At 64.3% G+C, this 21,877-nt stretch carries 18 protein-coding genes and 1 tRNA gene; 10 read left to right on the forward strand and 9 right to left on the reverse strand.

The annotated features are described in order from the left end of the window. Positions 1 to 49: 49 nt before the first annotated feature. The 3 genes from groL to B5E66_RS06740 form a co-directional block, all read right to left on the reverse strand. Positions 50 to 1,678 carry a chaperonin GroEL gene (gene groL / locus B5E66_RS06730; RefSeq protein WP_087230475.1) on the reverse strand — a complete coding sequence of 543 codons (1,629 nt, stop codon included), beginning with the start codon at positions 1,676 to 1,678 and terminating at the stop codon, positions 50 to 52. Positions 1,679 to 1,755: 77 nt separating this feature from the next. Beyond that, entirely contained in the window at positions 1,756 to 2,043 is a 288-nt protein-coding gene (locus B5E66_RS06735; RefSeq protein ID WP_087230478.1) for a co-chaperone GroES, read from the reverse strand. Positions 2,044 to 2,268: 225 nt separating this feature from the next. Continuing rightward, positions 2,269 to 3,240 (reverse strand): diacylglycerol/lipid kinase family protein, encoded by a 972-nt coding sequence (locus B5E66_RS06740; protein WP_087230481.1) that lies wholly within the window; start codon positions 3,238 to 3,240, stop codon positions 2,269 to 2,271. 310 nt (positions 3,241 to 3,550) lie between these two features. Here B5E66_RS06740 and abc-f point away from each other — a divergent pair, with 310 nt between their 5' ends. Further along, positions 3,551 to 5,011, forward strand: coding sequence for a ribosomal protection-like ABC-F family protein (abc-f, locus tag B5E66_RS06745; RefSeq protein ID WP_087230484.1), 1,461 nt, complete (start codon positions 3,551 to 3,553; stop codon positions 5,009 to 5,011). An 11-nt stretch (positions 5,012 to 5,022) separates the two neighbouring features. Here abc-f and B5E66_RS06750 read toward each other — a convergent pair whose 3' ends face one another. From B5E66_RS06750 to B5E66_RS06765, 4 genes are all read right to left on the reverse strand, one after another. Next, positions 5,023 to 7,320: an ATP-dependent Clp protease ATP-binding subunit gene (locus B5E66_RS06750; protein ID WP_087230486.1), complete on the reverse strand. Its 2,298-nt coding sequence runs from the start codon at positions 7,318 to 7,320 to the stop codon at positions 5,023 to 5,025. Between the two features lie 223 nt (positions 7,321 to 7,543). Continuing rightward, on the reverse strand, positions 7,544 to 7,810 hold the full coding sequence (locus tag B5E66_RS06755) for a TIGR03905 family TSCPD domain-containing protein (RefSeq protein WP_087230489.1): 267 nt from the start codon (positions 7,808 to 7,810) through the stop codon (positions 7,544 to 7,546). Positions 7,811 to 7,845: 35 nt separating this feature from the next. After that, positions 7,846 to 8,691, reverse strand: a complete 846-nt coding sequence (locus B5E66_RS06760; RefSeq protein WP_087230491.1) for a PHP domain-containing protein — start codon at positions 8,689 to 8,691, stop codon at positions 7,846 to 7,848. Positions 8,692 to 8,723: 32 nt separating this feature from the next. Then, positions 8,724 to 10,985, reverse strand: a complete 2,262-nt coding sequence (locus B5E66_RS06765) for a hydratase (RefSeq protein WP_087230494.1) — start codon at positions 10,983 to 10,985, stop codon at positions 8,724 to 8,726. A gap of 424 nt (positions 10,986 to 11,409) precedes the next feature. Here B5E66_RS06765 and B5E66_RS06770 point away from each other — a divergent pair, with 424 nt between their 5' ends. The 9 genes from B5E66_RS06770 (at position 11,410) to B5E66_RS06810 (ending at position 19,913) form a co-directional block, all read left to right on the forward strand. Beyond that, the gene (locus B5E66_RS06770) at positions 11,410 to 13,140 is read left to right on the forward strand and encodes an ammonium transporter (RefSeq protein ID WP_087230497.1); all 1,731 of its coding nucleotides are present in this window, start codon (positions 11,410 to 11,412) and stop codon (positions 13,138 to 13,140) included. A 134-nt stretch (positions 13,141 to 13,274) separates the two neighbouring features. Further along, a tRNA-Gly gene (locus B5E66_RS06775) sits at positions 13,275 to 13,350 on the forward strand. 82 nt (positions 13,351 to 13,432) lie between these two features. Then, entirely contained in the window at positions 13,433 to 13,780 is a 348-nt protein-coding gene (locus tag B5E66_RS06780) for a hypothetical protein (RefSeq protein WP_087230499.1), read from the forward strand. Further along, complete coding sequence (locus B5E66_RS06785; RefSeq protein ID WP_087230502.1) at positions 13,777 to 14,691, forward strand: DnaD domain-containing protein; 915 nt, start codon at positions 13,777 to 13,779, stop codon at positions 14,689 to 14,691. Before B5E66_RS06780 ends, B5E66_RS06785 begins: the two co-directional genes overlap by 4 nt. 5 nt (positions 14,692 to 14,696) lie before the next feature. After that, a complete protein-coding gene (locus B5E66_RS06790; RefSeq protein ID WP_087230505.1) occupies positions 14,697 to 15,677 on the forward strand; it encodes an ATP-binding protein in 981 nt (326 codons plus the stop codon). A gap of 100 nt (positions 15,678 to 15,777) precedes the next feature. Further along, complete coding sequence (locus B5E66_RS06795; protein ID WP_087230508.1) at positions 15,778 to 16,392, forward strand: sugar transferase; 615 nt, start codon at positions 15,778 to 15,780, stop codon at positions 16,390 to 16,392. Positions 16,393 to 16,450: 58 nt separating this feature from the next. After that, positions 16,451 to 17,572 carry a peptide chain release factor 2 gene (gene prfB, locus B5E66_RS06800; RefSeq protein WP_087230511.1) on the forward strand — a complete coding sequence of 374 codons (1,122 nt, stop codon included), beginning with the start codon at positions 16,451 to 16,453 and terminating at the stop codon, positions 17,570 to 17,572. A gap of 212 nt (positions 17,573 to 17,784) precedes the next feature. Then, complete coding sequence (locus tag B5E66_RS06805; protein WP_087230514.1) at positions 17,785 to 19,059, forward strand: MFS transporter; 1,275 nt, start codon at positions 17,785 to 17,787, stop codon at positions 19,057 to 19,059. A gap of 17 nt (positions 19,060 to 19,076) precedes the next feature. After that, a complete protein-coding gene (locus B5E66_RS06810) occupies positions 19,077 to 19,913 on the forward strand; it encodes a zinc dependent phospholipase C family protein (RefSeq protein ID WP_087230517.1) in 837 nt (278 codons plus the stop codon). A gap of 91 nt (positions 19,914 to 20,004) precedes the next feature. Here B5E66_RS06810 and putP read toward each other — a convergent pair whose 3' ends face one another. Both putP and B5E66_RS12815 read right to left on the reverse strand, forming a co-directional pair. Next, entirely contained in the window at positions 20,005 to 21,567 is a 1,563-nt protein-coding gene (gene putP / locus B5E66_RS06815; RefSeq protein ID WP_087230520.1) for a sodium/proline symporter PutP, read from the reverse strand. Beyond that, a complete protein-coding gene (locus B5E66_RS12815; protein ID WP_143406940.1) occupies positions 21,564 to 21,815 on the reverse strand; it encodes a hypothetical protein in 252 nt (83 codons plus the stop codon). Before B5E66_RS12815 ends, putP begins: the two co-directional genes overlap by 4 nt. Positions 21,816 to 21,877: the final 62 nt, after the last annotated feature.

The raw sequence follows: 21,877 nt of genomic DNA on the forward strand, positions 1-21,877 counted from the left end.
GCAGAGCGCCGGGGCGCTATCTTTTATTCAGCCTGCCGGCCGGCGTTTATCAATACATATCGCCGCCTGCGGGTGCAGCGGGAGCTGCGGGAGGCTCGGGCAGATCAGCCACCAGGCTCTCGGTGGTCAGCACCATCTCAGCCACAGAAGCAGCGTTCTCCAGAGCGGAACGGGTCACCTTGGTGGGGTCCACGATGCCTGCGGCGATCATGTCATCCACATAGACTTCCTTCTGAGCGTCGAAACCGAAGTTGGGCTTGGCAGCCGAGACGATCTTCTCGATGATGACGCTGCCCTCCAGGCCGGCATTCTTGGCGATCTGGCGCAGAGGAGCCTCCAGGGCCTTCAGCACGATGCTGGCGCCGGTGCGCTCGTCGCCCTCCAGGGTGCCGCACAGCTCACGCACAGCGGGGATGGCGTTGATGGGGGCGGTGCCGCCGCCGGCCACGACGCCCTCTTCCACAGCCGCCTTGGTGGCGTTCAGGGCATCCTCGATGCGCAGCTTCTTGTCCTTCATCTCGACCTCGGTAGCAGCGCCGACCTTGATGACAGCCACGCCGCCGGCCAGCTTGGCCAGGCGCTCCTGCAGCTTCTCACGGTCAAAATCGCTGGTAGCGGTCTCGATCTGGTTGCGGATCTGTGCCACACGGCTCTTGATGGCTTCCTTGTCGCCGTAACCGCCCACGATGGTGGTGTTCTCCTTGGTCACCTTGACCTGGCGGGCACGGCCCAGCATCTGCAGGGTAGCGTCCTTCAGCTCATAGCCCAGGTCGGAGGAGATGACGGTGCCGCCGGTCAGGATGGCGATATCCTGCAGCATCTCCTTGCGGCGGTCGCCAAAGCCGGGCGCCTTGACGGCAGCCACTGTGAAGGTGCCGCGCAGACGGTTGACGATCAGGGTGGACAGAGCCTCGCCCTCGATGTCCTCGGCAATGATCAGCAGCTTCATGCCGTTCTGGACCACCTGCTCCAGCAGGGGCAGCAGATCCTGGATGATGCTGATCTTCTTGTCGGTGATCAGCACCACGGCGTCATCCAGCACAGCCTCCATCTTGTCGGTGTCGGTGACCATATAGGGGCTCAGGTAGCCGCGGTCGAACTGCATACCTTCCACGATCTCGCTGTAAGTCTCAGCGGTGGCCTTGTTCTCCTCGATGGTGATGACGCCGTCGGAGGTGACCTTCTCCATGGCCTCGGCGATCAGACGGCCGATCTCGGGGTCACCGGCAGAAATGGTGCCGACGCGGGCGATGTCGTTGGAGTCCTTCACCTTCTGGCTGTGTGCCTTGATGGCCTCCACAGCGGCATTGACTGCCTTGCTCATGCCGCGGCGGATGTCCATGGGGTTGGCGCCTGCGGCCACGTTCTTCATGCCCTCGGTCACCATGGCCTGGGCCAGCACGGTGGCAGTGGTGGTGCCGTCGCCTGCGGCGTCGTTGGTCTTGGTGGCAACTTCCTTCACCAGCTGGGCGCCCATGTTCTCAAACGGGTCCTTCAGCTCGATCTCCTTGGCGATGGTGACGCCGTCGTTGGTGATCACAGGGGCGCCGTACTTTTTGTCCAGCACCACGTTGCGGCCCTTGGGGCCCAGGGTGATCTTGACGGTGTCGGCCAGCATATCAATGCCGGCGCAAAGTGCCTTGCGGGCGTCCTCGCCCTGCTTGATCTGTTTTGCCATAAGGTATCTCTCCTTTTTCTGTCAAAGCGCGGCCCGCGCCGCGCAACTGTCGTGTGATGGGGCGTTGAAAGAGGGGGTTACTCCTCCACAATGGCCAGGATATCGCTCTGGCGCACGATGGTGCACTCCTCGCCGTCCACCTTGACGTCGTTGCCGGAGTACTTGCTGGTGAGGACCTTATCCCCCACCTTCACGGTCATGACGACTTCCTTGCCGTCCACCATGCCGCCGGGGCCCACAGCGATGACCTGTGCCACCTGGGGCTTCTCCTTTGCGCTGCCGGTCAGGATGATGCCGCTCTTGGTGGTCTCCTCGGCCTCAACCGTTTTGATGACGACGCGGTCTGCAAGAGGAATAATCTTCATAATTCTTGCCCTCCTATTTAAAAATGCTTTTTATAACATCTCTGATGGGAGCCGCCCGCCCTGCGGGCCTTCCCTTAGCACTCCGTTTCCCTGAGTGCTAAGAGTATTGTACTCATCTTGGCAGGAAAAATCAAGAGCTTTTGCCCATTTTTTTGTTAAGTTTTTATGACAAAATGCCAAAAATGCCCCGCGCCGGCAAAAAGAAGCGCAGGGCCGTTTTCTTTTTTATATCCCGGACAGGGCCGGAGCTTTGGCGCGCTCAAAAACCGCCCGGGGCAGGATCACCCGGCCCGCCAGAGGCCGCAGGGAAATGTCCAGTTTTTCCACCGGCGCGCACTCGCCGTCCGCCGTTGCGACCAGGGGCCCGGCCCCATCCGCCGTCTCAATGGAGATGCTGCGGGCCCTGCGGTAGATGAAAAAGCCGCTGGTGCGCACATCCAGCTCCGCCCCGCTGAAATGGCCGCCCTTTTTGTACCGGCCCAGCAGGCGCAGGATCTTGGCCCGGCTGACCCGGCGCACGATGACCAGATCGATCCAGCCATCCCAGGGACAGGCGTTGGGAGCTGCACGGAACCCGCCGCCGTAGTCCCGGGTGTTGCAGGCGGCGCACATCAGCACGTCGGCGGCAAAGGACTCCCCGTCCACCACAAACCGCAGCCGCCGCCCGATGGGCCCGCAGATCTGCCGGAGCGCCGACAGCAGGTAGGCCGCCTCCCCGTGGAACAGAGGATTGCGCCGGAAATCCGCCGCGCCCATGGCCACCTGGGCATCCAGTCCGGCGGCGCACACCGCGGCCGACAGGCCCAGGCTGGTGTCCATCAGGTCGATGGGGACCACCCCGCCCCGCAGCTGGTCTGCCAGGTCCAGGAACTCAGCCTTGGTGCCGAAGGTGCGCAAAAAATCGTTGCCGCTGCCCGCCGGGATGCAACCCACGGCAGCGTTGGGATAGGGGCTGGCTCCCTCCAGAGCCTCCCGGAACGTGCCGTCCCCGCCGGCGGCCCAGATCCGCACCGGCTGTCCGGTCCGGGCAGCCTGCCGGGCGAGGGTTTTGGCGTGGCCCTTATACATGGTGCGGATAAAGGAGCAGTCCTGCCGTGGGATGCCGCACTGCAGCAGCGCACCCTCCAGCCGGCGCCGGGTCTGGGCAGTGGTGTCCTGCCGGCCGGCGGCAGGGTTGAGCAAAAACAGGTAGTGCATCGGTTCCTCCCATGAGACATAATAATATAAGTATACCGATTTGTCCCCTGTTTGTAAATGCGCTCTTGACAAAGCCGGGCCGCCGTGCTATCTTATTTGCGAAATCAAGCGAAAGGGGTGGAAGGATGCGTCATTTTTCCTGCTGAACAATGGAATCGCGCGTGGCGTCCGTATGGGATCGCTGCGCCCATTTGCAGGAAAGTTGACCCGTCCCGCCGCCCTTTTGTGTCGATACAAGGGGCAGTTTTGCCGTGCACGGCCGCAGGGGCTTTCCTGCGGCCTGTTTTTTTGTGCAAAGGAGGGCTGCCCCATGGCACAGATATCCATCGAACATCTTTCTTTTTCCTACCCGTCCTGCTTTGACCCCATCTTCCAGGACGTCACCCTGACCCTGGACACCAGCTGGAAACTGGGCTTCATCGGCCGCAACGGAAGGGGCAAGACCACCTTCCTCAGGCTGCTGCGGGGAGAGTACGAATACAGCGGGCTGATCCGGTCGCCGGTGGCCTTCGATTATTTTCCCTTCCCGGTCAAAGAGCCCGGCCGTCCCACCGCCGCCGTGCTGGAGCAGATCTGCCCCGAGGCCGCCGGCTGGCAGCTGGAGCGTGAGCTGTCGCTGCTGGGGGTGGACTCCGGCGCCCTGGAACGGCCTTTCTGCACCCTGTCCAACGGGGAGCAGACCAAGGCCCTGCTGGCCGCCCTGTTTTTGCAGGAGGGGCACTTTCTGCTGATCGACGAGCCTACCAATCACCTGGACGCCGCTGCCCGGGCCAAAGTATCCGCCTACCTCAAGCGGAAATCCGGGTTCATCCTCGTCTCCCACGACCGGCAGTTCCTGGACGGGTGCGTGGACCACATCCTCTCCCTCAACCGGGCCACCATCCAGCTGCAGAGCGGCAACTATTCCTCCTGGCAGGCCAACTTCGACCAGCAGCAGGCCCGGGAGCTGGCCCAGAACCAGAAGCTGCAAAAGGACATCCAGCGGCTGGAAGCCTCCGCCCGGCGCACCTCCGTCTGGGCCGACCGGGTGGAAGCCAGCAAACGCGGGGCCGCGGACAAAGGGTATGTGGGCCACAAGGCGGCCAAGATGATGAAGCGGGCCAAATCCGTCGAGGCCCGCCAGACCAAAGCCATCCAGGAGAAATCCGGCCTGCTGAAAGACCTGGAGGAGACAGAACCTCTCCGCATCACCCCGCTGGCGCACCATGCCCCGGTGCTGGCCTCCTTTCAGGATGTGTCCGTCTGCTACGACGGGCGGACGGTTTGCGGGCCGGTCCGTTTTGAGATCCGGCAGGGGGAGCGGATCGCCCTGTGCGGGAGCAACGGCTGCGGCAAATCCAGCCTGCTCAAGCTGCTGTGCGGCGTGGACATCCCCCACACCGGCACTGTGACCACCGCCCCCGGCCTGGTGATCTCACAGGTGCCCCAGGACGCCGCAGGACTGTCGGGCAGCCTGGACCAGTTTGCGCAGGACGCCGGGATCGACCAGACCCTGTTCAAGGCCATCCTGCGCAAGATGGATTTTTCCCGCCTGCAATTTGAAAAGGATATGGCGGGCTATTCCAGCGGACAGAAAAAGAAGGTGCTTCTGGCCCGCAGCCTGTGCCAGCAGGCCCATCTGTACGTCTGGGACGAGCCGCTCAACTTCATCGATCTCTACACCCGCCTGCAGCTGGAGCAGCTGCTGGGCCAGTGCTGCCCCACCCTGCTGTTCGTGGAGCACGACGCCGCCTTCCGGGACGGAGTGGCCACCCGGCTGATCCGGCTGTGAGCGGACGCATCTCATACCGTGGCCGCGTCTCCTGAAATGAGCCGGACGCTGCCGTCGGCGGCGCAGTCCGCCGTAAGGCAGGCTCCCGGCTGCACCGCCCCCATGGCGATGCGGTCGGCCAGAGGCTGTTCCACCGCCCGGTCCACCTGGCGGCGCAGTTCCCGGGCCCCATAGGGGGAGGCAGCCCTCGCGGCCAGAGCCCGGCAAGCCCCGGGGGTATGGGTGAGGGTGTAGCCGCTGCGGGCGGCCCGCTTTTCCAGCTGGGACAAAAGCCGGTCGGCAATGGCGGACAGGCTGTCGGGCCCCAGAGGCCGGAACACGATCATGTCATCCAGACGGCCCACCAGCTCGGGGCGGAAGAACTTTTTGGCCTCGGCCACAGCCTGGGCGGACTGCTTTTCCAGCGCCGCCTCCTGGCCCGCCGCGAAGCCCAGCGGGGCCGCCTGCCCCGCCAGGAACCGTGCCCCCAGGTTGGAGGTAAGCAGGACCACCGTGTTGGTGAAATCGGCTTTCCGCCCCATCGAATCGGTGAGGCAGCCGTCCTCCAAAATTTGCAGCAGGATGTTCTGGATATCGGGGTGGGCCTTTTCGATCTCGTCAAACAGCACCACGCTGTAAGGCCGCCGGCGCACCGCCTCGGTCAGCTGGCCCCCTTCATCATGGCCCAGATAGCCCGGAGGCGCACCCAGAAGGCGGGCCACCGTGTGAGCTTCCTGGTACTCGGACATATCGAACTTGAGCAGGGCTTTTTCACTGCCAAACCAGCTGCGGGCCAGCGCTTTGGACAGGGCGGTCTTGCCCACGCCGGTGGGGCCCAGAAACAGCAGCGCCCCAATGGGCCGGCCTGGCTCCCCCAGCCCGGTGCGGCTGCGGCGGATGGCGGCGGCCACGGCGGCCACTGCCTTCTCCTGCCCCACCACTTCCTGGGACAGCCGGCTTTCCAGCAGCGCCAGACGTTCCCGCTCGGCCTCCCCCACCCGCTGGACGGGCACCCCGCTGGCCCGGGCCACCACCTGGGCCATGTCCTCCCTCGTCAGACAGGGGGCGGGGCGGTTCTCGTGCTCGGCCCGGATGCGGGCGGCGGCGCAGGCCTCGTCCATCAGGTCGATGGCCTTGTCGGGCAGGCACCGTCCCGGCAGATACCGCACCGACAGTTCCACCGCGTCATCCAGCGCATCCGAGGGGATCAGCACGCTGTGGTACCGCTCGTACCGGGGGGCCAGCCCCTCCAGGATGTCCCGGGCCTGCTGCGGGGTGGGCTCCTCGATCTGCACCCGGCCGAACCGCCGCTCGAGGGCGGGGTCTTTCTGGATGTGGGTGCGGTATTCCTGGTTGGTGGTGGCGCCGATCATCTGCAGCTCCCCCCGGGCCAGCACCGGCTTGAGGATGTTGGCCGCATCGATGGCCCCTTCGGCCGCCCCCGCCCCCACGATGGTATGGAACTCGTCCACAAACAGAATGACGTTGCCGTCCCGCACCAATTCTTCCAGCAGGTTTTTCAGCCGCTCCTCAAAATCGCCCCGGTACTTGGTGCCCGCCACCAGGCTGGCCATATCCAGGGCCAGCAGCCGCCTGCCCTTGAGGCTGCGGGGCACCTGCCCGGCCGAGATCCGCTGGGCCAGCCCTTCGGCCAGGGCGGTCTTGCCCACCCCCGGCTCTCCCACCAGACAGGGATTGTTTTTCTGGCGGCGGCACAGGATCTCGATCATCCGGTCCAGTTCCCGCTCCCGGCAGAACACCGGGTCCAGCTCTCCTTCGTCGGCCCGACGGGTCAGGTCACGGCAGTATTTGTCGCTGGCACGGCCGCCCCGGGGGGCGGCTGCGGCGGCCCGGGGCTGGACGGGCAGGGTCAGCTGACCCGACAGCTGGCGGCACTCCCGCACCGCCTCGCCCAGCTGCACCCCCATGGATGCCAGCAGTTCCCCGGCGGTACAGCCCCCATCCTCCAGGATGGCGCACAGCAGGTGTTCGGGCTCGGCCCTGCTCTGACGGGCGTTCTGGGCGTCAATGAGGGCATAGTCGATGGCCCGGCGCAGCTCGGGCGCCAGGTCTCTGCGGTGGAGGCGCCGGGGCGGGCCTTTGCGGTTTTCCGCCACCTGGCGGCGCACCTGCTGTTCCTGAATGTTCTTGCCGGCCAGGAAACGCCCCGCCGGGCCGTGGTCCTGCTGCAGGATAGCCAGCAGCAGATGGCCGGTGTCCGCCTTGTCGCAGCCAAAATTGCCTGCCAGCTCCACCGCGCCCTCCAGAACCCGGCTGCCTTCCCGTGAAAAACCGCCCCATCCTGTGTTGAAATGTTCAAAGATCCCCATGTGCTGCTCCAATCCCGGCTGTATGCCGCATCGCCTTTGTGGCGGATAACAAATACAGTATAGTCCCACTGTGCAGAAAAAAATCATCTGTTTTTGTCACATCGTTCCGTTGGTTTTGATGCGGCAGCCCAGGCGGCGGGACGAATTTGCAGCCAAACGCCATAAAACACAAAACGGCCCCTGCCCATGCGGACAGAGGCCGTTTTTGTTTATAAGGACCCGTTTACTGCTGCTGCTCCATGGCGGCCAGGGCCTTTTTGAGGTTCTTGGCGATCTGGTCGGGGCAGCTGGTGGGCTTGGGCCCACAGGTGACGCCCTCCATGCGGGCAATGGCGTCCTCCGCCTTCATGCCCTTGAGCAGGCTGGAGATGCCCTTCAGGTTGCCGTTGCAGCCGCCCACCACTTCCACCGACTGGATGGTGTGGTCGGGGGCCAGCTCGATCTTGGTCATACGGGAGCAAGTGCCCTGGTTGGGAAATGCGAAAGTCATGTTCTTTTCCTTCTCTCTTTATAAGTCCTTCGGCTTCAGCTCTGGTAGCGCTTTGCCAGGGCGCAGATCCGTTCGATCTGATCGTCCTGGGTGACGCAGGTGCCCACCGGGCGGGGATGGGCCGAGTTCGAACCGTGGAAGTCGGTGCCCCCCGTCACGATCAGGCCGTACTTCCGGCACAGCTGCCGGCATTCTTCCTTGTCCTCCTCGCTGTTGCGGGGATGGTCGATCTCGATGCCGTCCAGCTGGCCCTCGGCCGCCAGCCGGCGTACCAGAGGCATACTTTTATATACTGTGGGGTGGGCAAACACCAGCACCGCCCGGGCGGCCCGGGCCGTGGCAATGACCTGCTCCACCGGGAAGTATTCGGGGCTGTGCAGCACCGTGCCCCGGGGCTGCCAGCCAAACAGGCGGTGGTACACTTCCCCATAGATGCTGTCGGCAAGGCCCAGCTCGTGCAGCGCCTGCATGATGCCGCTCTTGTACAGCACCCCGCTGTCCCGGGCATATTCCAGGGCCTGCTCGGTGGTGAACTGCGGGTAGATGGCCTCCAGTTCCCGGGCGCTTTGCAGACAGCACTGGTTGCGCCGCTGGCGCATGATATCGCAGTGGGCCCGCAGCTGGGGACAGTCCTGGGGCCAATAGCACAGCAGATGCACCCGGTGCTGCCGTTCATAGTCGTAGCCGGTCAGCTCGGTGGCCGGGATCAGCCGCACCCCGTCCTGGACCGGGTGCTCGTAGCAATACCGGACGCTGTGCAATGTATCGTGGTCCGAAATGGCCATGGTGTCCAGCCCTGCCCGGGCCGCCATCAGGGGCAGGCGGTGGATGGGCACCGAACCGTCGGAACAGGTGGAATGATTGTGCAGATCGCCAGGCATGGCGAAGCATCGCCTCCTTTACGGCAAATCGGTCAGCGCTTGTAGTAATTGATCAGGCAGCCGTCCGCCAGGATCTGGCGCTCGTCCTCCGTGAGGGGGGCAATGGACAGGCTGAACGCCCTGGGCCCGTCCTCACCCAGCACATAGGCGGGGATGTCAGACAGGTCCCCTGCCAGAGCCTTCCGGACATTGGGCACCAGGATGTAGTCTCCCAGCCCAAAGGGGGCGGGCCCTGCGATCTGGAAGGGCAGCATCCCCCAGTTGATCAGGTTGGAGCGGTAGCGCTTGGTGGCATACTCCACCGCGATGTTGGCCCCCGCACCCAGCACACGCTGGCAGCTGGCGGCCTGTTCCCGGGCGGAGCCGTCCCCCGGCTTGACCGCAAAGATGGTGGATGCGATCTGGACATCCTGCCAGGTCAGCCGCTCACAGCCCGGCACCGCCTGGACCCGGGCCAGTAGGGCCTGATCGCCCTGGCCGTCCCTGCGGGCGGCCTCCTCGGCCTGCACCGCCTTGGCCCGGCCCACATAGGCGGGGTCTTTGCGGCTGAGGGTGAACTCTGCCAGGCCCAGGGGATTGGAGCGGTAGGAACTGGTCTCGCCCGAGGGGATCAGCTCGTCGGTGGTGGTGACCGGGTCGGTGATGTAGGAGGCCACCTTGAGCAGCAGGTTGTCCCCCAGGGGAGCGATCTCGGGCCAGTCCTTGATGTTGGGCCCCAGCTTAAGCAAAGCATCGTAGTCCCCCCGGCCAAAGCCCTGGTAGACCCGGGCCCTGTAGCTGGTGTCGTCAAAGACATAGTCGGGCACGGTGGGATCGTAGTCGATGTCGGTGGCCGCCGTCAGGATGCCGCCGTTGGCGGTGGTGGCCGCAATGCTGCGCGCATCCATCAGCGCCACCCCGGCCAGCTGGCCGGCGCCGGGCTTGGAACCCTCGCGGCTGGGGAAGTTGCGGGTGGTGTGGCGGATGGACAGAGCCCCGTTGAAGGGCACGTCCCCTGCGCCGAAGCAGGGTCCGCAGAAGGCGGTGCGGATGGTGGCGCCCGAGGCCATCAGGCTGGCCAGCACCCCCGCCTTGTCCAGGGCCATCATGACCGGCTGGCTGGCGGGATAGACACTGAGGGCGTACTCATCGCAGCCGCCGGTATGCCCTTTGAGGATGGAGGCCGCCTCACAGATGCTGTCGTACAGGCCGCCGGCGCAGCCCGCGATCACGCCCTGGTCCACCCGCAGGCGGCCGTTCTCGATCTTGGAGCGCAGGTCCAGGCTGTGGCCGGTGAGCTTCTGGACGTCCTGCTCGCAGGCGTAGAGGATGTCCTCCAGATTCTCGTTCAGCTCCTGGATGGTGTAAGCGTTGGAGGGGTGCATGGGCAGGGCGATCATGGGCCGGATGGCCGACAGATCCACCTTGACCACGCCGTCGTAATAGGCCAGGCTGGCAGGGGCCAGGGGGCGGTAATCCCCGGGCCGGCCGTGGGCCGCCAGGTAAGCCTGGGTGGCGGCGTCTGTCTGCCAGATGGAGGACAGGCAGGTGGTCTCGGTGGTCATGGCGTCGATGGCGTTGCGGGTATCCTGGCGCAGGGTGGCCACGCCGGGGCCAATGAACTCCATCACCTTGTTCTTGACATAGCCGCTCTTGAACAGGGCGCCCACCAGGGCAATGGCCACGTCATGGGCGCCGCAGCCCACCGGCAGCTGCCCGGTGAGGTAGACCGCCACCACTCCGGGCCGGGCCACATCGTAGGTGCGGCCCAGCAGCTGCTTGGCCAGCTCGCCGCCGCCCTCGCCAATGGCCATGGTGCCCAAAGCGCCGTACCGGGTGTGGGAGTCGGACCCCAGGATCATCTTGCCGCAGCCCGCAAATTCCTCCCGCATATACTGATGGATCACCGCCAGGTGGGGCGGCACAAAGATGCCGCCATACTTTTTGGCCGCAGACAGGCCGAACCGGTGGTCATCCTCGTTGATGGTGCCGCCCACCGCGCACAGGCTGTTGTGGCAGTTGGTCAGCACATAGGGCAGCGGGAACCGGGTCATGCCCGACGCCCGGGCCGTCTGGATGATCCCCACAAAGGTGATGTCATGGCTGGCCATGGCGTCAAACTTGATCTTCAGGTCATCCTCGCTGCCGCTGGTGTTGTGGGCCTGCAGGATGCTCCATGCAATGGTGCCTTTTTTGGCCTGGTCCATAGCCGCAGCGTCAAAGCCCAGCGCGGCCAGGGCCGCCGGGGCGCCGGCATCCGCCGGGATCCACTGGCCATGCGCCAGATATGCGCCGGTGCTGGTGCACTCGATCATTTCATTCGCCTCTCTCTCGATTTTTCTTTCTTTCGCAAAGCCGCCCGCCGCCGCAGCGCCGGCATTCGCTTTGTTTTTATAGTATAGCATGAAATGCGCCCGAGGGAAAGAGGTTCCCTTCCGCTCCCAGACGAAAGTCCCGCCCCTCCCCTGCCGCAGCGCACAGTTTTGGGGGTGTTTTGCCGCCGGAAGTTGGCACAATTCACAAATCGTTCATAATTCACTTGACAAAAGGGCCGGGATGCGCTATCCTGTCTGCAAGGCAAAGGCGCCGGGATGATTCCCGGCGCCTTTTCTGTTTTGTACGCAATGGGGCGGTTTTCCGGGCGGCTGCAAGGCTGCCGGGGACCGCCCCTTTCCCTTTTGCAGAAGGGAACCACCGGCGGTGCAGCGCGCTGCGCCGCCCCGACAGAGGGAGGAATTTATGGACACTGCCATGATCATCGACACCTTGTGGGTGCTGCTGGCGGCCATCCTGGTGTTCTTCATGAACCTGGGATTTGCATCGGTGGAGGCCGGCTTTGCCCGGGCCAAAAACACCGTCAACATCCTATCCAAAAACTTCATCGTGTTCGCCGTGTCGTCCCTGGGCTTCATGCTTCTGGGCTGGGGACTGATGTTCGGCGGGGACAACCCCTTTGTGGGCACCCAGCATCTGCTGGTTCTGGGCGGCCAGGACCTGTCGTTTTACGACGACACCCTGACGTCCAGCGTGCCCTTCTGGGGCAAGTTCTTCTTCCAGCTGGTCTTCTGCGGCACCGCCGCCACCATCGTGTCGGGCGCCGTGGCCGAACGGATCAAGTACATCTCCTTTATTATCTTTTCCTTTGTGCTCACCCTGCTGATCTATCCGGTGGTGGGCCACTGGATCTGGGGCGGCGGCTGGCTGGCCGACCTTGGCTTCATGGACTTTGCCGGAGACGCCGCCGTCCACTCGGTGGGCGGCTGGGCCGCTCTGGCCGGCGCCATGCTGCTGGGCCCCCGCATCGGCAAGTATGACAAAGAGGGCAAGCCCCAGGCCATCCCGGGACACAATATGTCCCTGGCCGTCATCGGCCTGTTCGTGCTGTGGCTGGGCTGGTTCGGCTTCAACCCCGGCTCCACCATGAGCTTCCAGCACCCCGCCGATGTGATGCACATTCTGGTCACCACCAACAGCGCAGCCATTGCAGCCGTGCTGACCTCCACCATCACTTCCTGGATCGTCATCGGCAAGCCCGACCTCGGCATGACCATCAACGGCTGTCTGGCCGGCCTGGTGGCCGTCACCGGCAGCTGCGCCTATGTGAGCATCGAGAGTTCCCTCATCATCGGCGCCCTGGCGGGCGTGCTGGTGGTGTTCGCGGTGGGCTTCTTTGACAAGCTGCACATCGACGACCCGGTGGGCGCCACTGCGGTGCACCTGTGCTGCGGCGTCTTTGGCACCCTGTGTGTGGGCATTTTCTCCCAGGAGGGCGTCACCACCCTGGCCACCCGCAGCGGCCTGCTGTTCGGCGGCGGCTTTGGCCTGCTGGGCGTCCAGCTGCTGGGCGTTGCGGCGGTGGGTGCATTCACCTTTGTTACCTCGGGCCTGGTGTGGCTGATCCTCAAGCACACAGTGGGCATCCGTGTCAGCACCAACGAGGAGCTGGCCGGCCTGGACATCGGCGAACACGGCAACATCGCCTACCCCGATTTTGCGCCCGCCATCCCCACCGGGGAGTTCCTGGCTCCGGATGCCTCCCCTGCCCCTGAAGCACCCGCAGTGCCTGCCGCAGCCGAGGCAGCCGTCCCTGTGGAGCACCGTCCCCGCAGCGGCGCCGTCATGACCAAGGTGTCCATCGTCACCCGGCAGGACCGCTTCATCCCCCTGCAGAACGCTCTGGAGGCCCTGGGCGTGACCGGCCTGACCGTCACCAACGTCTTTGGCTACGGCCAGCAGAAGGGCCATGAGGCTTACTTCCGCGGGGTGCCCATGGAAGCCAGGCTGCTGCCCAAGCTGAAAGTGGAAGTGGTGGTCTCCAAGGTGCCCGTGGAGGACGTGGTCCAGGCGGTGCGCAAAGCCCTGTACACCGGCCGGATCGGCGACGGCAAGATCTTCATTTACGATGTAGAGAACGTGGTCAAGATCCGCACCGGCGAGGAGGGCTACGACGCCTTGCAGGACGCCGAGTGAACCGCCTCCATCCAACCAAATGAAACGAGCCGTCCGGGACTGCCCGGGCGGCTTTTTTGGGGCTTGCGGGAAAAACTTTTCTCAAACCAGTTGACAAACCGCCCCGGGCCTGCTACAATAATGAAGCACCTTACGCAGGGTTAGCTCATCCGGTAGAGCGACTGCTTCCCAAGCAGTAGGCGGCGGGTTCGAGTCCCGTATCCTGCTCCAACGCACAAGCCCGCATGGATGCTCGGAAGCCGAGTGCCCATGCGGGCTTTTCTATTTTGTTTATCTGAAAGGAGGGCGGCCCATGCTGGATCTGCCGCAGCTGCTTTACTTTAAAAACAAAAATCTCTATTCCGCCTGCCAGGCCGAGATGCGTTACCGCGCCGTCCCCGGCAAGCGCAAGGGAGAGGACGGGACCGAGGAGGCCGTATTGACGGTGGATATCTGGCCGGGGCCCTGGACCATCGAGTACACCGACCCCGCGCTGCGGCTCCAGCAGGTCTTTGCCCTTACAGAGGAAGGGCTGGGCCAGGCCCGCGCCTGGCTGAAAACCACTTATGAACAGGACCCGGACCGCTGGCAGGCCGCACCGTCCATCCTGGACTGCGAGCCCTGGACGCCCCCTGCCCGGCCAGAGGAGGAAAACCTATGATCTACCGCCTCAAACCCCAGCAGGGCGATTCCATAGCCGTGCCCCAGCTGGTCTTTGCGCGGCTGGGCGCCGCCGAGGAGGCCAGCGTCCGGGTGGCCCTGTATGTGCTGGCCACCGGCGTCACCGACCCGGATAAACTGTGCACCGACCTGCGGCTGCGCAGCCGGATGACCGCCGAGAGCGCCCTGGCCTACTGGGCCGGGGCCGGCCTCTTGGAGCGCTACGACGAGAACGCCGCCCCTGCCGGCGGCGAGCCTGCCCCCACTCCCATGACCTGGGCCGAGATCACCGCGGCGTCCCGCACCGACCCCATGATCGCCAGCCTGATCGAGTGCGGACAAAGCGCCTTTGCCCATGCCCTCAGCCGCAGCGAGATGGAAAAGCTGGTGGCCCTGTATTTGCAGGAGGGATACCAGCCCGAGGTGGTGATGCTCTGCCTGGCCTACCTGGCCGGCAGGGACAAGCGGACCATCGGGGCCCTGCGCCACGAGCTGAAGGTCTGGCGGGCCGAAGGGGTGGTCACGGGGGAGGAAGCCGACGCCCATCTGCGGCTGCTGGATCTGCGGGCAAAGCGGGAGGCCTATGTGGCCAGCCTGCTGCAGATCCAGCCCGACCAGCTGACCCTGGGCGGCAAAAAGGCCATTGCACGCTGGTACGAGGTGTATGGCTACGACGATTCGATGATCCAGGAGGCCGCTGTCCAGGCGGGGCCCAAACGGGACCTGTGGTACTGGAACGGCATCCTCAAGACCTGGAACGCCAAGGGCCTGCGGACGGTGCAGGATGTGCGCGGGCCGGTGGCCCTCAGCGGGGCCAGCCGCAGCCTGCGGGTGGACCGGCCGGAACCCAGCGGCTCCGATTTCCTCAAGGACGCCGTCAACCGCCCCCGGCGGCATAAGAGAAAGGAGTGACCTCCATGCGGACACGAAACGAGCTGTATCAGGCCGCCATGCGGATCCTATCGGCGCGGCGGCAGATGGCCAAGGCCCAGGCCCAGGACGCCCGCGCCCAGGCAGAGGCCGCCGTCCCGGAGCTGCGGGCCGCCGAGGACGCCATGCGCAGCTGCGGTGTGCGCTATGCCCTGGCAGGGGCTCAGGGGACAGGCCGGGAGCAGGCCGCAGCCGCTCTGGCCCAGGCCCGTCAAAAGCGGGACGCCCTGCTGGCCGCCAGCGGCCGCAGCCCCCTGGCCCTGGAGCCCCATTATACCTGTCCTGTGTGCCAGGACACCGGAGTGGCCGACGGCAAGACCTGTCTGTGCGTCCGCCGGGAGATGCAGCGGCTGCGCCGGGAGGAGATCGAGGCCATGTCCAGTCTGTCGGTGACCAGCTTTGACACCATGCGGCTGGACTACTACCCCGACAGCCGGGACCCCCAGACCGGCCAAAGCGTCCGCCAGTACATGGCCGAGCTGCTGGCCGACCTGCGGGACTATGCGGCGGAGTTCGATCTGGACAGTGAGAATCTGATGCTGACCGGCAACGCCGGCCTGGGCAAGACCCATGCCGCCCTGGCGGTGGCGGGGGCCGCTCTGAACAAGGGCTATGACGTCATCTATATCTCCAGCCCCGACTTTTTCAGCCGGGTGGAGACGCTGCACTTCGGCTCCGACCCCGCCGGGGAAAAGGAGACTTTGCTGGACACCGTCACCGGGGCCGACCTGCTCATCCTGGACGACCTGGGCACCGAGTTCAATTCCAGCTTTGTCATCAGCACCCTGTACAGCCTGCTGAACGACCGGCTGGGCCGCCGCCGGCCCACCATCCTCACCACCAACATCGTTGACGGCGCCCTGCTGGAAAAGCTCTACACCGAGAAAGTCTCCAGCCGCATCTCCGCCTTTGTCCCCTACCGTTTTCTGGGCGAGGACATCCGGCTGAAAAAGGCCCTGGAAGACTGACCGGCCCCGGCCGCTTGTGGTACTTGTTAAATCGGACGTTCTGTGTTATACTTTCAGTGTTTGCCCATACTGGGCACAGAGCGGACGGGAGGGGCTGGCCATGTATCAGAAATACTTCAAACGAGCCATCGATTTCGTGCTGGCGCTGGGTGGCATCCTCTGCCTGTCCTGGCTGCTGGCCGGGCTTGCGGTGGCCATCAAACTGGACTCTCCCGGGCCGGTGTTTTTCAAGCAGAAGCGGGTGGGCATCCACAAGACCCACTTTGCGATCTACAAGTTCCGTACCATGCGGGCGGACACCCCCCACGATATGCCCACCCACCTGCTGGCCGACCCCGACCGCTACATCACGCGGGTGGGGAAATTCCTGCGCAGGACCAGCCTGGACGAGCTGCCCCAGCTGTGGAACATCCTGCGGGGGGACATGGCGGTGATCGGCCCCCGTCCGGCCCTGTGGAACCAGTACGACCTGCTGGCCGAGCGGGACAAGTACGGCGCCAACGACGTGCGCCCCGGCCTCACCGGCCTGGCCCAGATCCATGGCCGGGACGAACTGGAGATCCCTGTCAAGGCCAAACTGGACGGGGACTATGTGGCCCACATCACCTTTTGGGGGGATGTGAAGTGCTTTATGGATACCATCGGCGTAGTGCTGCGCCATGACGGCGTGGTGGAAGGGGGCACCGGCACCCTGCACCGGCAGCACAAGGACTGATCCTGCGCCCTTTGCGCAGGCGAACGGATACACACAACTTGGATGTGAGAGGTTAGCTATGATAACGATCGACGAACTGAAGGTGCAGCTGGCCGAGTATGGCAAGGCCGTCCAGGACCTGGAGGACGCACTGGCCATCGACGCCAGCAAAAAGCGTGTGCAGGAGCTGGAGCACGCCATGACCCGCCCCGGCTTTTACGATGACGCCGAAGCAAGCAAGAAGGTCTTTGATGAGGTGGGCGACCTGAAGGGCAAGCTGGGCCGCTTTGAAAAGCTCCAGGGCCTGTACGAGGACGCCCAGACCATGCTGCTGATGCTGGAGGAGGAGAACGACCCCGCCCTGGTCCCCGAAGGGGAACAGGCCGTGGAGTCCGTGGGCAAGGCCGTGGATGAGCTGCAGCTGATGACCATGCTGAACGGCGAATACGACCACAGCAACGCCATCCTGACCTTCCACGCCGGCACCGGCGGCACCGAGGCTCAGGACTGGGCCGAGATGCTCTACCGTATGTATACCCGCTGGGCCCAGAACCACAGTATGTCGGTGGAAGTGCTGGATTACCAGGACGGCGACGAGGCGGGCATCAAGAGTGCCTCCGTCATGGTCAAGGGGGCCAACGCCTACGGCCTGCTGAAAAGCGAGAACGGCGTCCACCGTCTGGTGCGGGTCAGCCCCTTCGATTCCAATGCCCGCCGCCAGACCAGCTTTGCCTCCCTGGAAGTGATGCCCGAGCTGGACAACACCATCGAGGTGAACATCCGCCCCGAGGACATCGAAATGCAGGTCTACCGCTCCTCCGGCGCCGGCGGCCAGCACATCAACAAGACTTCCAGCGCCGTCCGACTGATCCACAAGCCCACCGGCATCGTGGTCAGCTGCCAGACCCAGCGCAGCCAGTTCCAGAACCGGGACTACGCCATGCAGATGCTGAAGGCCAAACTGTACCAGATCGCACAGCAGCAGCATATGGACAAGATCGAGGACATCAAGGGCGTCCAGAACGAGATCGCCTGGGGCCATCAGATCCGCAGCTATGTCTTTATGCCCTACACCATGGTCAAGGATCACCGCACCGGCTATGAGACCAGCAACGTCAACGCCGTCATGGACGGCGACCTGGATGGTTTCATCTTTGCCTATCTGAAAGCCGCCAGCCGCGGCGAACTGGCCGAGACCTGATCCGTATCCCCCGCTCTCCTTTCGAGGAGGCGGGGGTTTTCTGTGTTCCGGGCCGGCCTGCTTGCGCGGCGGGCCGGTGTGTGGTATGATAGTTTCGGCCTTGTATGCGCCTGCGGGCCCGGTCCAAAGAGGGCCCTGTGCGGCGTCTGCGGCACATCCGACCATCAAGAGCCCCGGCCCCGGCGGCCGGGACAAAACCGGAGGGAAATCCCATGGAACAAAACGACCAACAAGCGCAAAAGCAGCCCCTGAGCCGCAGCGAGCGGGTCTGGGTCCTGTACGACGTGGGCAATTCAGCATTCACCCTGCTGATCTCCACCATCCTGCCCATCTACTTCAACGGCCTGGCCGGGGCGGCCGGGCTGACCAGCGCCCAGTATCTGGCCTTCTGGGGCTACGCCGCCTCCTTTGTCACGGTGGTGGTGGCCCTGCTGGGCCCCACGCTGGGGGCTGTGGCCGACCTGCCCGGCATGAAAAAGCGGCTGTTCATCCTCTGCGTGGCGGTGGGCATTGCCGGCTGCTCCCTGATGGGACTGGTCCAGTCCTGGATGTGGTTCCTGGGCTTTTTCATCCTTGCCAAGATCGGATACAGCGCCAGCCTGGTGTTCTACGACTCCATGCTCACCGACATCACCACCCCAGCCCGGATGGACAAGGTATCCTCGGTGGGGTACGCCCTGGGCTATGGGGGCAGCTGCATCCCCTTCATCCTCAGTCTGGGCATCGTGCTGGGATATGAGGCCCTGGGCCTGACCCTGAACACCGCCATGCTGCTGGCCTTCCTGCTCAATGCGGTCTGGTGGCTGTGCTGCACGCTGCCTCTGCTGCGGCGCTACCGCCAGCGGTACAGCGTTCCCGCCCACGGCCAGCTGGTGCACGGCGCTTTCCAGCGGCTGGCCGAGACCCTGCGGGAGATCCGGGGCAACAAACAGGTCCTGTGGTTCCTGATCGCCTTCTTTTTGTATATCGACGGTGTGTACACCATCATCGACATGGCCACCGCCTATGGCCAGGCCCTGGGCTTGGACAGCACCGGCCTGCTGCTGGCTTTGCTGGTGACCCAGATCGTGGCCTTCCCCTTTGCACTTCTGTTCGGGCAGCTGGCCCGCCGGGTGGAGTCCTCCCTTCTGGTGTCGGTCTGCATCCTGGCTTATGTGGGCATTGCGGCCTACGCCATCTTCCTGCGCACCCAGGCCCAGTTCTGGGTCCTGGCCGTCTGCGTGGGGATGTTCCAGGGGGGCATCCAGTCCCTCTCCCGCTCCTATTTCGGCAAGATCATCCCGCCCGAGCGCTCGGGCGAATACTACGGCCTGCTGGACATCTGCGGCAAAGGCGCTTCTTTTGTGGGCACCTTCCTGGTCAGCCTGATGACCCAGCTGTCGAGCAGCACCTCGGTGGGCGTGATGGTGATCGCTCCCCTGATCCTGCTCGGGTTTTTCGCATTCCGCCGGGCGGTGGCCCAGGGCCGCGCCGCCGGCCAGCCGTAAGATCGGAGGTATCGCTTATGCCCGCTGTCTACGCACACCACCGCTTTGGGGACAAGGCCCTGCAAGCCTGTCCCAGCCCCCTGGCCCGGGAAGCCGTGACGGCCTTCCCCGACTTATACGCCATCGGCCTGCAGGGCCCTGACGTCCTGTTTTATTACGATCCTTTGCGTCCCAACCCCTGTAAGGCGGCGGGCAACGCCCTCCATGACGCGCCGGCGGCCCCCTTCTTTGTTCGCGGGCTGGGCAAGGTGGACGGCTCTCCTCTGGGCCGGGCCCTGCTGAGCTATCTGCTGGGGATGACCTGCCACTTTGCTCTGGACAGCGCCTGCCACAGCTACATCGAGCACCGCATCCAGTGCACCGGCCAGAGCCATGTGTCCATCGAGACCGCTCTGGAAGGCCGTCTGATGGCCCAGGACGGGGTGGACTGGCGCACCGTCAACCCGGCCGGCTATCTCGCCGTCCATGAGACGGCCTGCCGCACCATGGCCCGCGTGCTGCCCGCTTCCCCCGCCCAGCTGCGCCGCTGCCTGGTCAACATGAAGCTGTTCAACGGCCTGCTGATGCCGGGCCGCCCCCTGACCAACGGGCTGGCGGAACAGGCGCTGCGCCGGTCGGGCAAATGGGCGGAGATCGGCGGGCTGCTGTTCTCTGCCCTGGACCCCGAGGAATACGCCCAGAGCAGCAGCGTACTGACCGATCTTTTCTTCCAGGCGATGCCCAAGGCCGCCGCCCTGATGGACAGCTGCTGCGCCCATGTCCAGAGCGGCGCGCCCCTGGACCCCCGTTTTGACAAGACCTACGGCCCCGATCCCGAGGCCATGGCCCTCTTTGCCGCAAAACCGGCCGACTGAGTTTTCCCGGGAAATGCAGGTACGAACAGGCCCCCGCCCTCTCACAGCGAGAAGGCAGGGGCCTTTTGGTATCTCTTTTTTGCGCGCAGGCTCACCCTCTGGCCCGATCGAATTCCGCCTGGATCTCAGCCGAGGGGGCGGGGGTCGCCAGGGACACCCCCACAATGAACAGGCAGGAAATGACAAAGGCCGGGAACAGCTCATAAATGCCGAACACGCCGCCCAGCGGCTTGAGCAGCAGGTTCCACACAAAGACCATGATACCGCCGGACAGCATCCCCGCAATGGCGCCCTGGCGGGTGGTGCGCTTCCAGAACAGGGAGAACAGCATCACCGGGCCAAAGGTAGCCCCAAAGCCGGCCCATGCAAAGGAGACGATGGTGAAGATGACGCTCTCCTCGTCCCAGGCAATGGCCATGCCGATGGCCGCAATGGCCAGCAGCACCACACGGGACACCCGCATCACCTGGCGGTCGTCGGCCTGATCCTTCTTGAAAATGCCCTCATAGAGGTTCTTGGCAAAGGCCGAGGCGGCGATGAGCAGGTAAGAGTCGGAAGAACTGATGGTGGCCGCCAGGATGCCCGCCATCACCACGCCGGCCAGCACCGGAGGCATCAGGGTCTGGGCCATCACGATAAAGACGTTCTCGGCATCGCCGGAGCTCAGCAGGGAGGGTTCGGCCCCCAGCATGGCCCGGCCGATCACGCCGATGAGCACCGCAGAGCTCAAGGAAAGGATCACCCATACCGTGGAGATCCGCCGGGACTGTTTGATCTCCCCTTCGGAGCGGATGGCCATGAACCGCAGCAGCACCTGGGGCACGCCAAAGTAGCCCAGGCCCCAGGACAGGGTGGACACGATGGTCAGCGGGCCATAGCTGGTGGCCGGGCCGAACTGGGCCGCACCGTCCACCACCTGCTGCACCCCGCCGGCGTCGGTGACCGGGGCCGCCTGCTGCACCATGGACAGGTAGCCCGGGATCTGCCTGGCGTTCTGGATGACGGCGTCGATGCCCCCCGCCGCAGCGGTGCCCAGGGTCAGCACCACCAGCAGGGCCACCACCATCACCATGGCCTGCATGAAGTCCGAGGCGCTCTCGGCCAGAAAGCCGCCCAAAAAGGTGTACAGCACCACAAACACCGCCCCGGCGATCATCATGGAATGGTAGGATGCACCGAACAGGGTGGAAAACAGTTTGCCGCAGGTGACAAAGCAGCTGGCGGCGTACACCGTGAAGAACACCAGGATGAACACCGCCGAAATGGCCAGGATCACCGGGTTTTTCTCATGGTAGCGGTTGCTGAGGAAATCGGGCACCGTAATGGCGTCCCCCGACACCGCCGAGTAGCGCCGCAGCCGCCGGGCCACGATCAGCCAGTTGACGTAGGTGCCCACTCCCAGGCCGATGGCGGTCCAGGCGGCGTCGGAAATGCCGCACCAGTAGGCCACCCCGGGCAGGCCCATCAGCAGCCAGCCGCTCATGTCCGAGGCCTCGGCGCTCATGGCGGCCACCCAGGGCCCCAGCGACCGGCCGCCCAGGAAGTAGTTCTCCGAGTTTGCCTGGGCGCGTTTTGCAAAAAACAGCCCGATGCCCACCACGATCAGCATATAGGCCACCATGGCGAATAAGATTTTTAAAGTATCAGCAGTCATAGATTCCCCTCCCTCAATGGAATATGAATTATGGTAACAGATTCACATACAAAAGTAAAGCCCGGCGCGGCAAAACCGATTTTCTCTGCACCGGATCGCAGATCTTGTTTTGTAGAAATACCGTCCCATTTTTCTTTTGTCCATGTGCGCTTTGCACAAAAATGCAGCTTCTTTCCGGCCGAGCCGGGCTGCACCGTCCCCCCTGCGCCCTCACCTTTTCCCCCTTTTGCGCGAAAATAATTCATCACAGCAGAGTGTCAAAGCAGCGTTCCGCAAAGGCCCTTGCATTCTGCCGCAGAATATGATAAAA

Origin of the sequence: Faecalibacterium sp. An121, assembly GCF_002160915.1 — a bacterium.
Classification (GTDB): Bacteria; Bacillota; Clostridia; order Oscillospirales; family Ruminococcaceae; genus Faecalibacterium; species Faecalibacterium avium.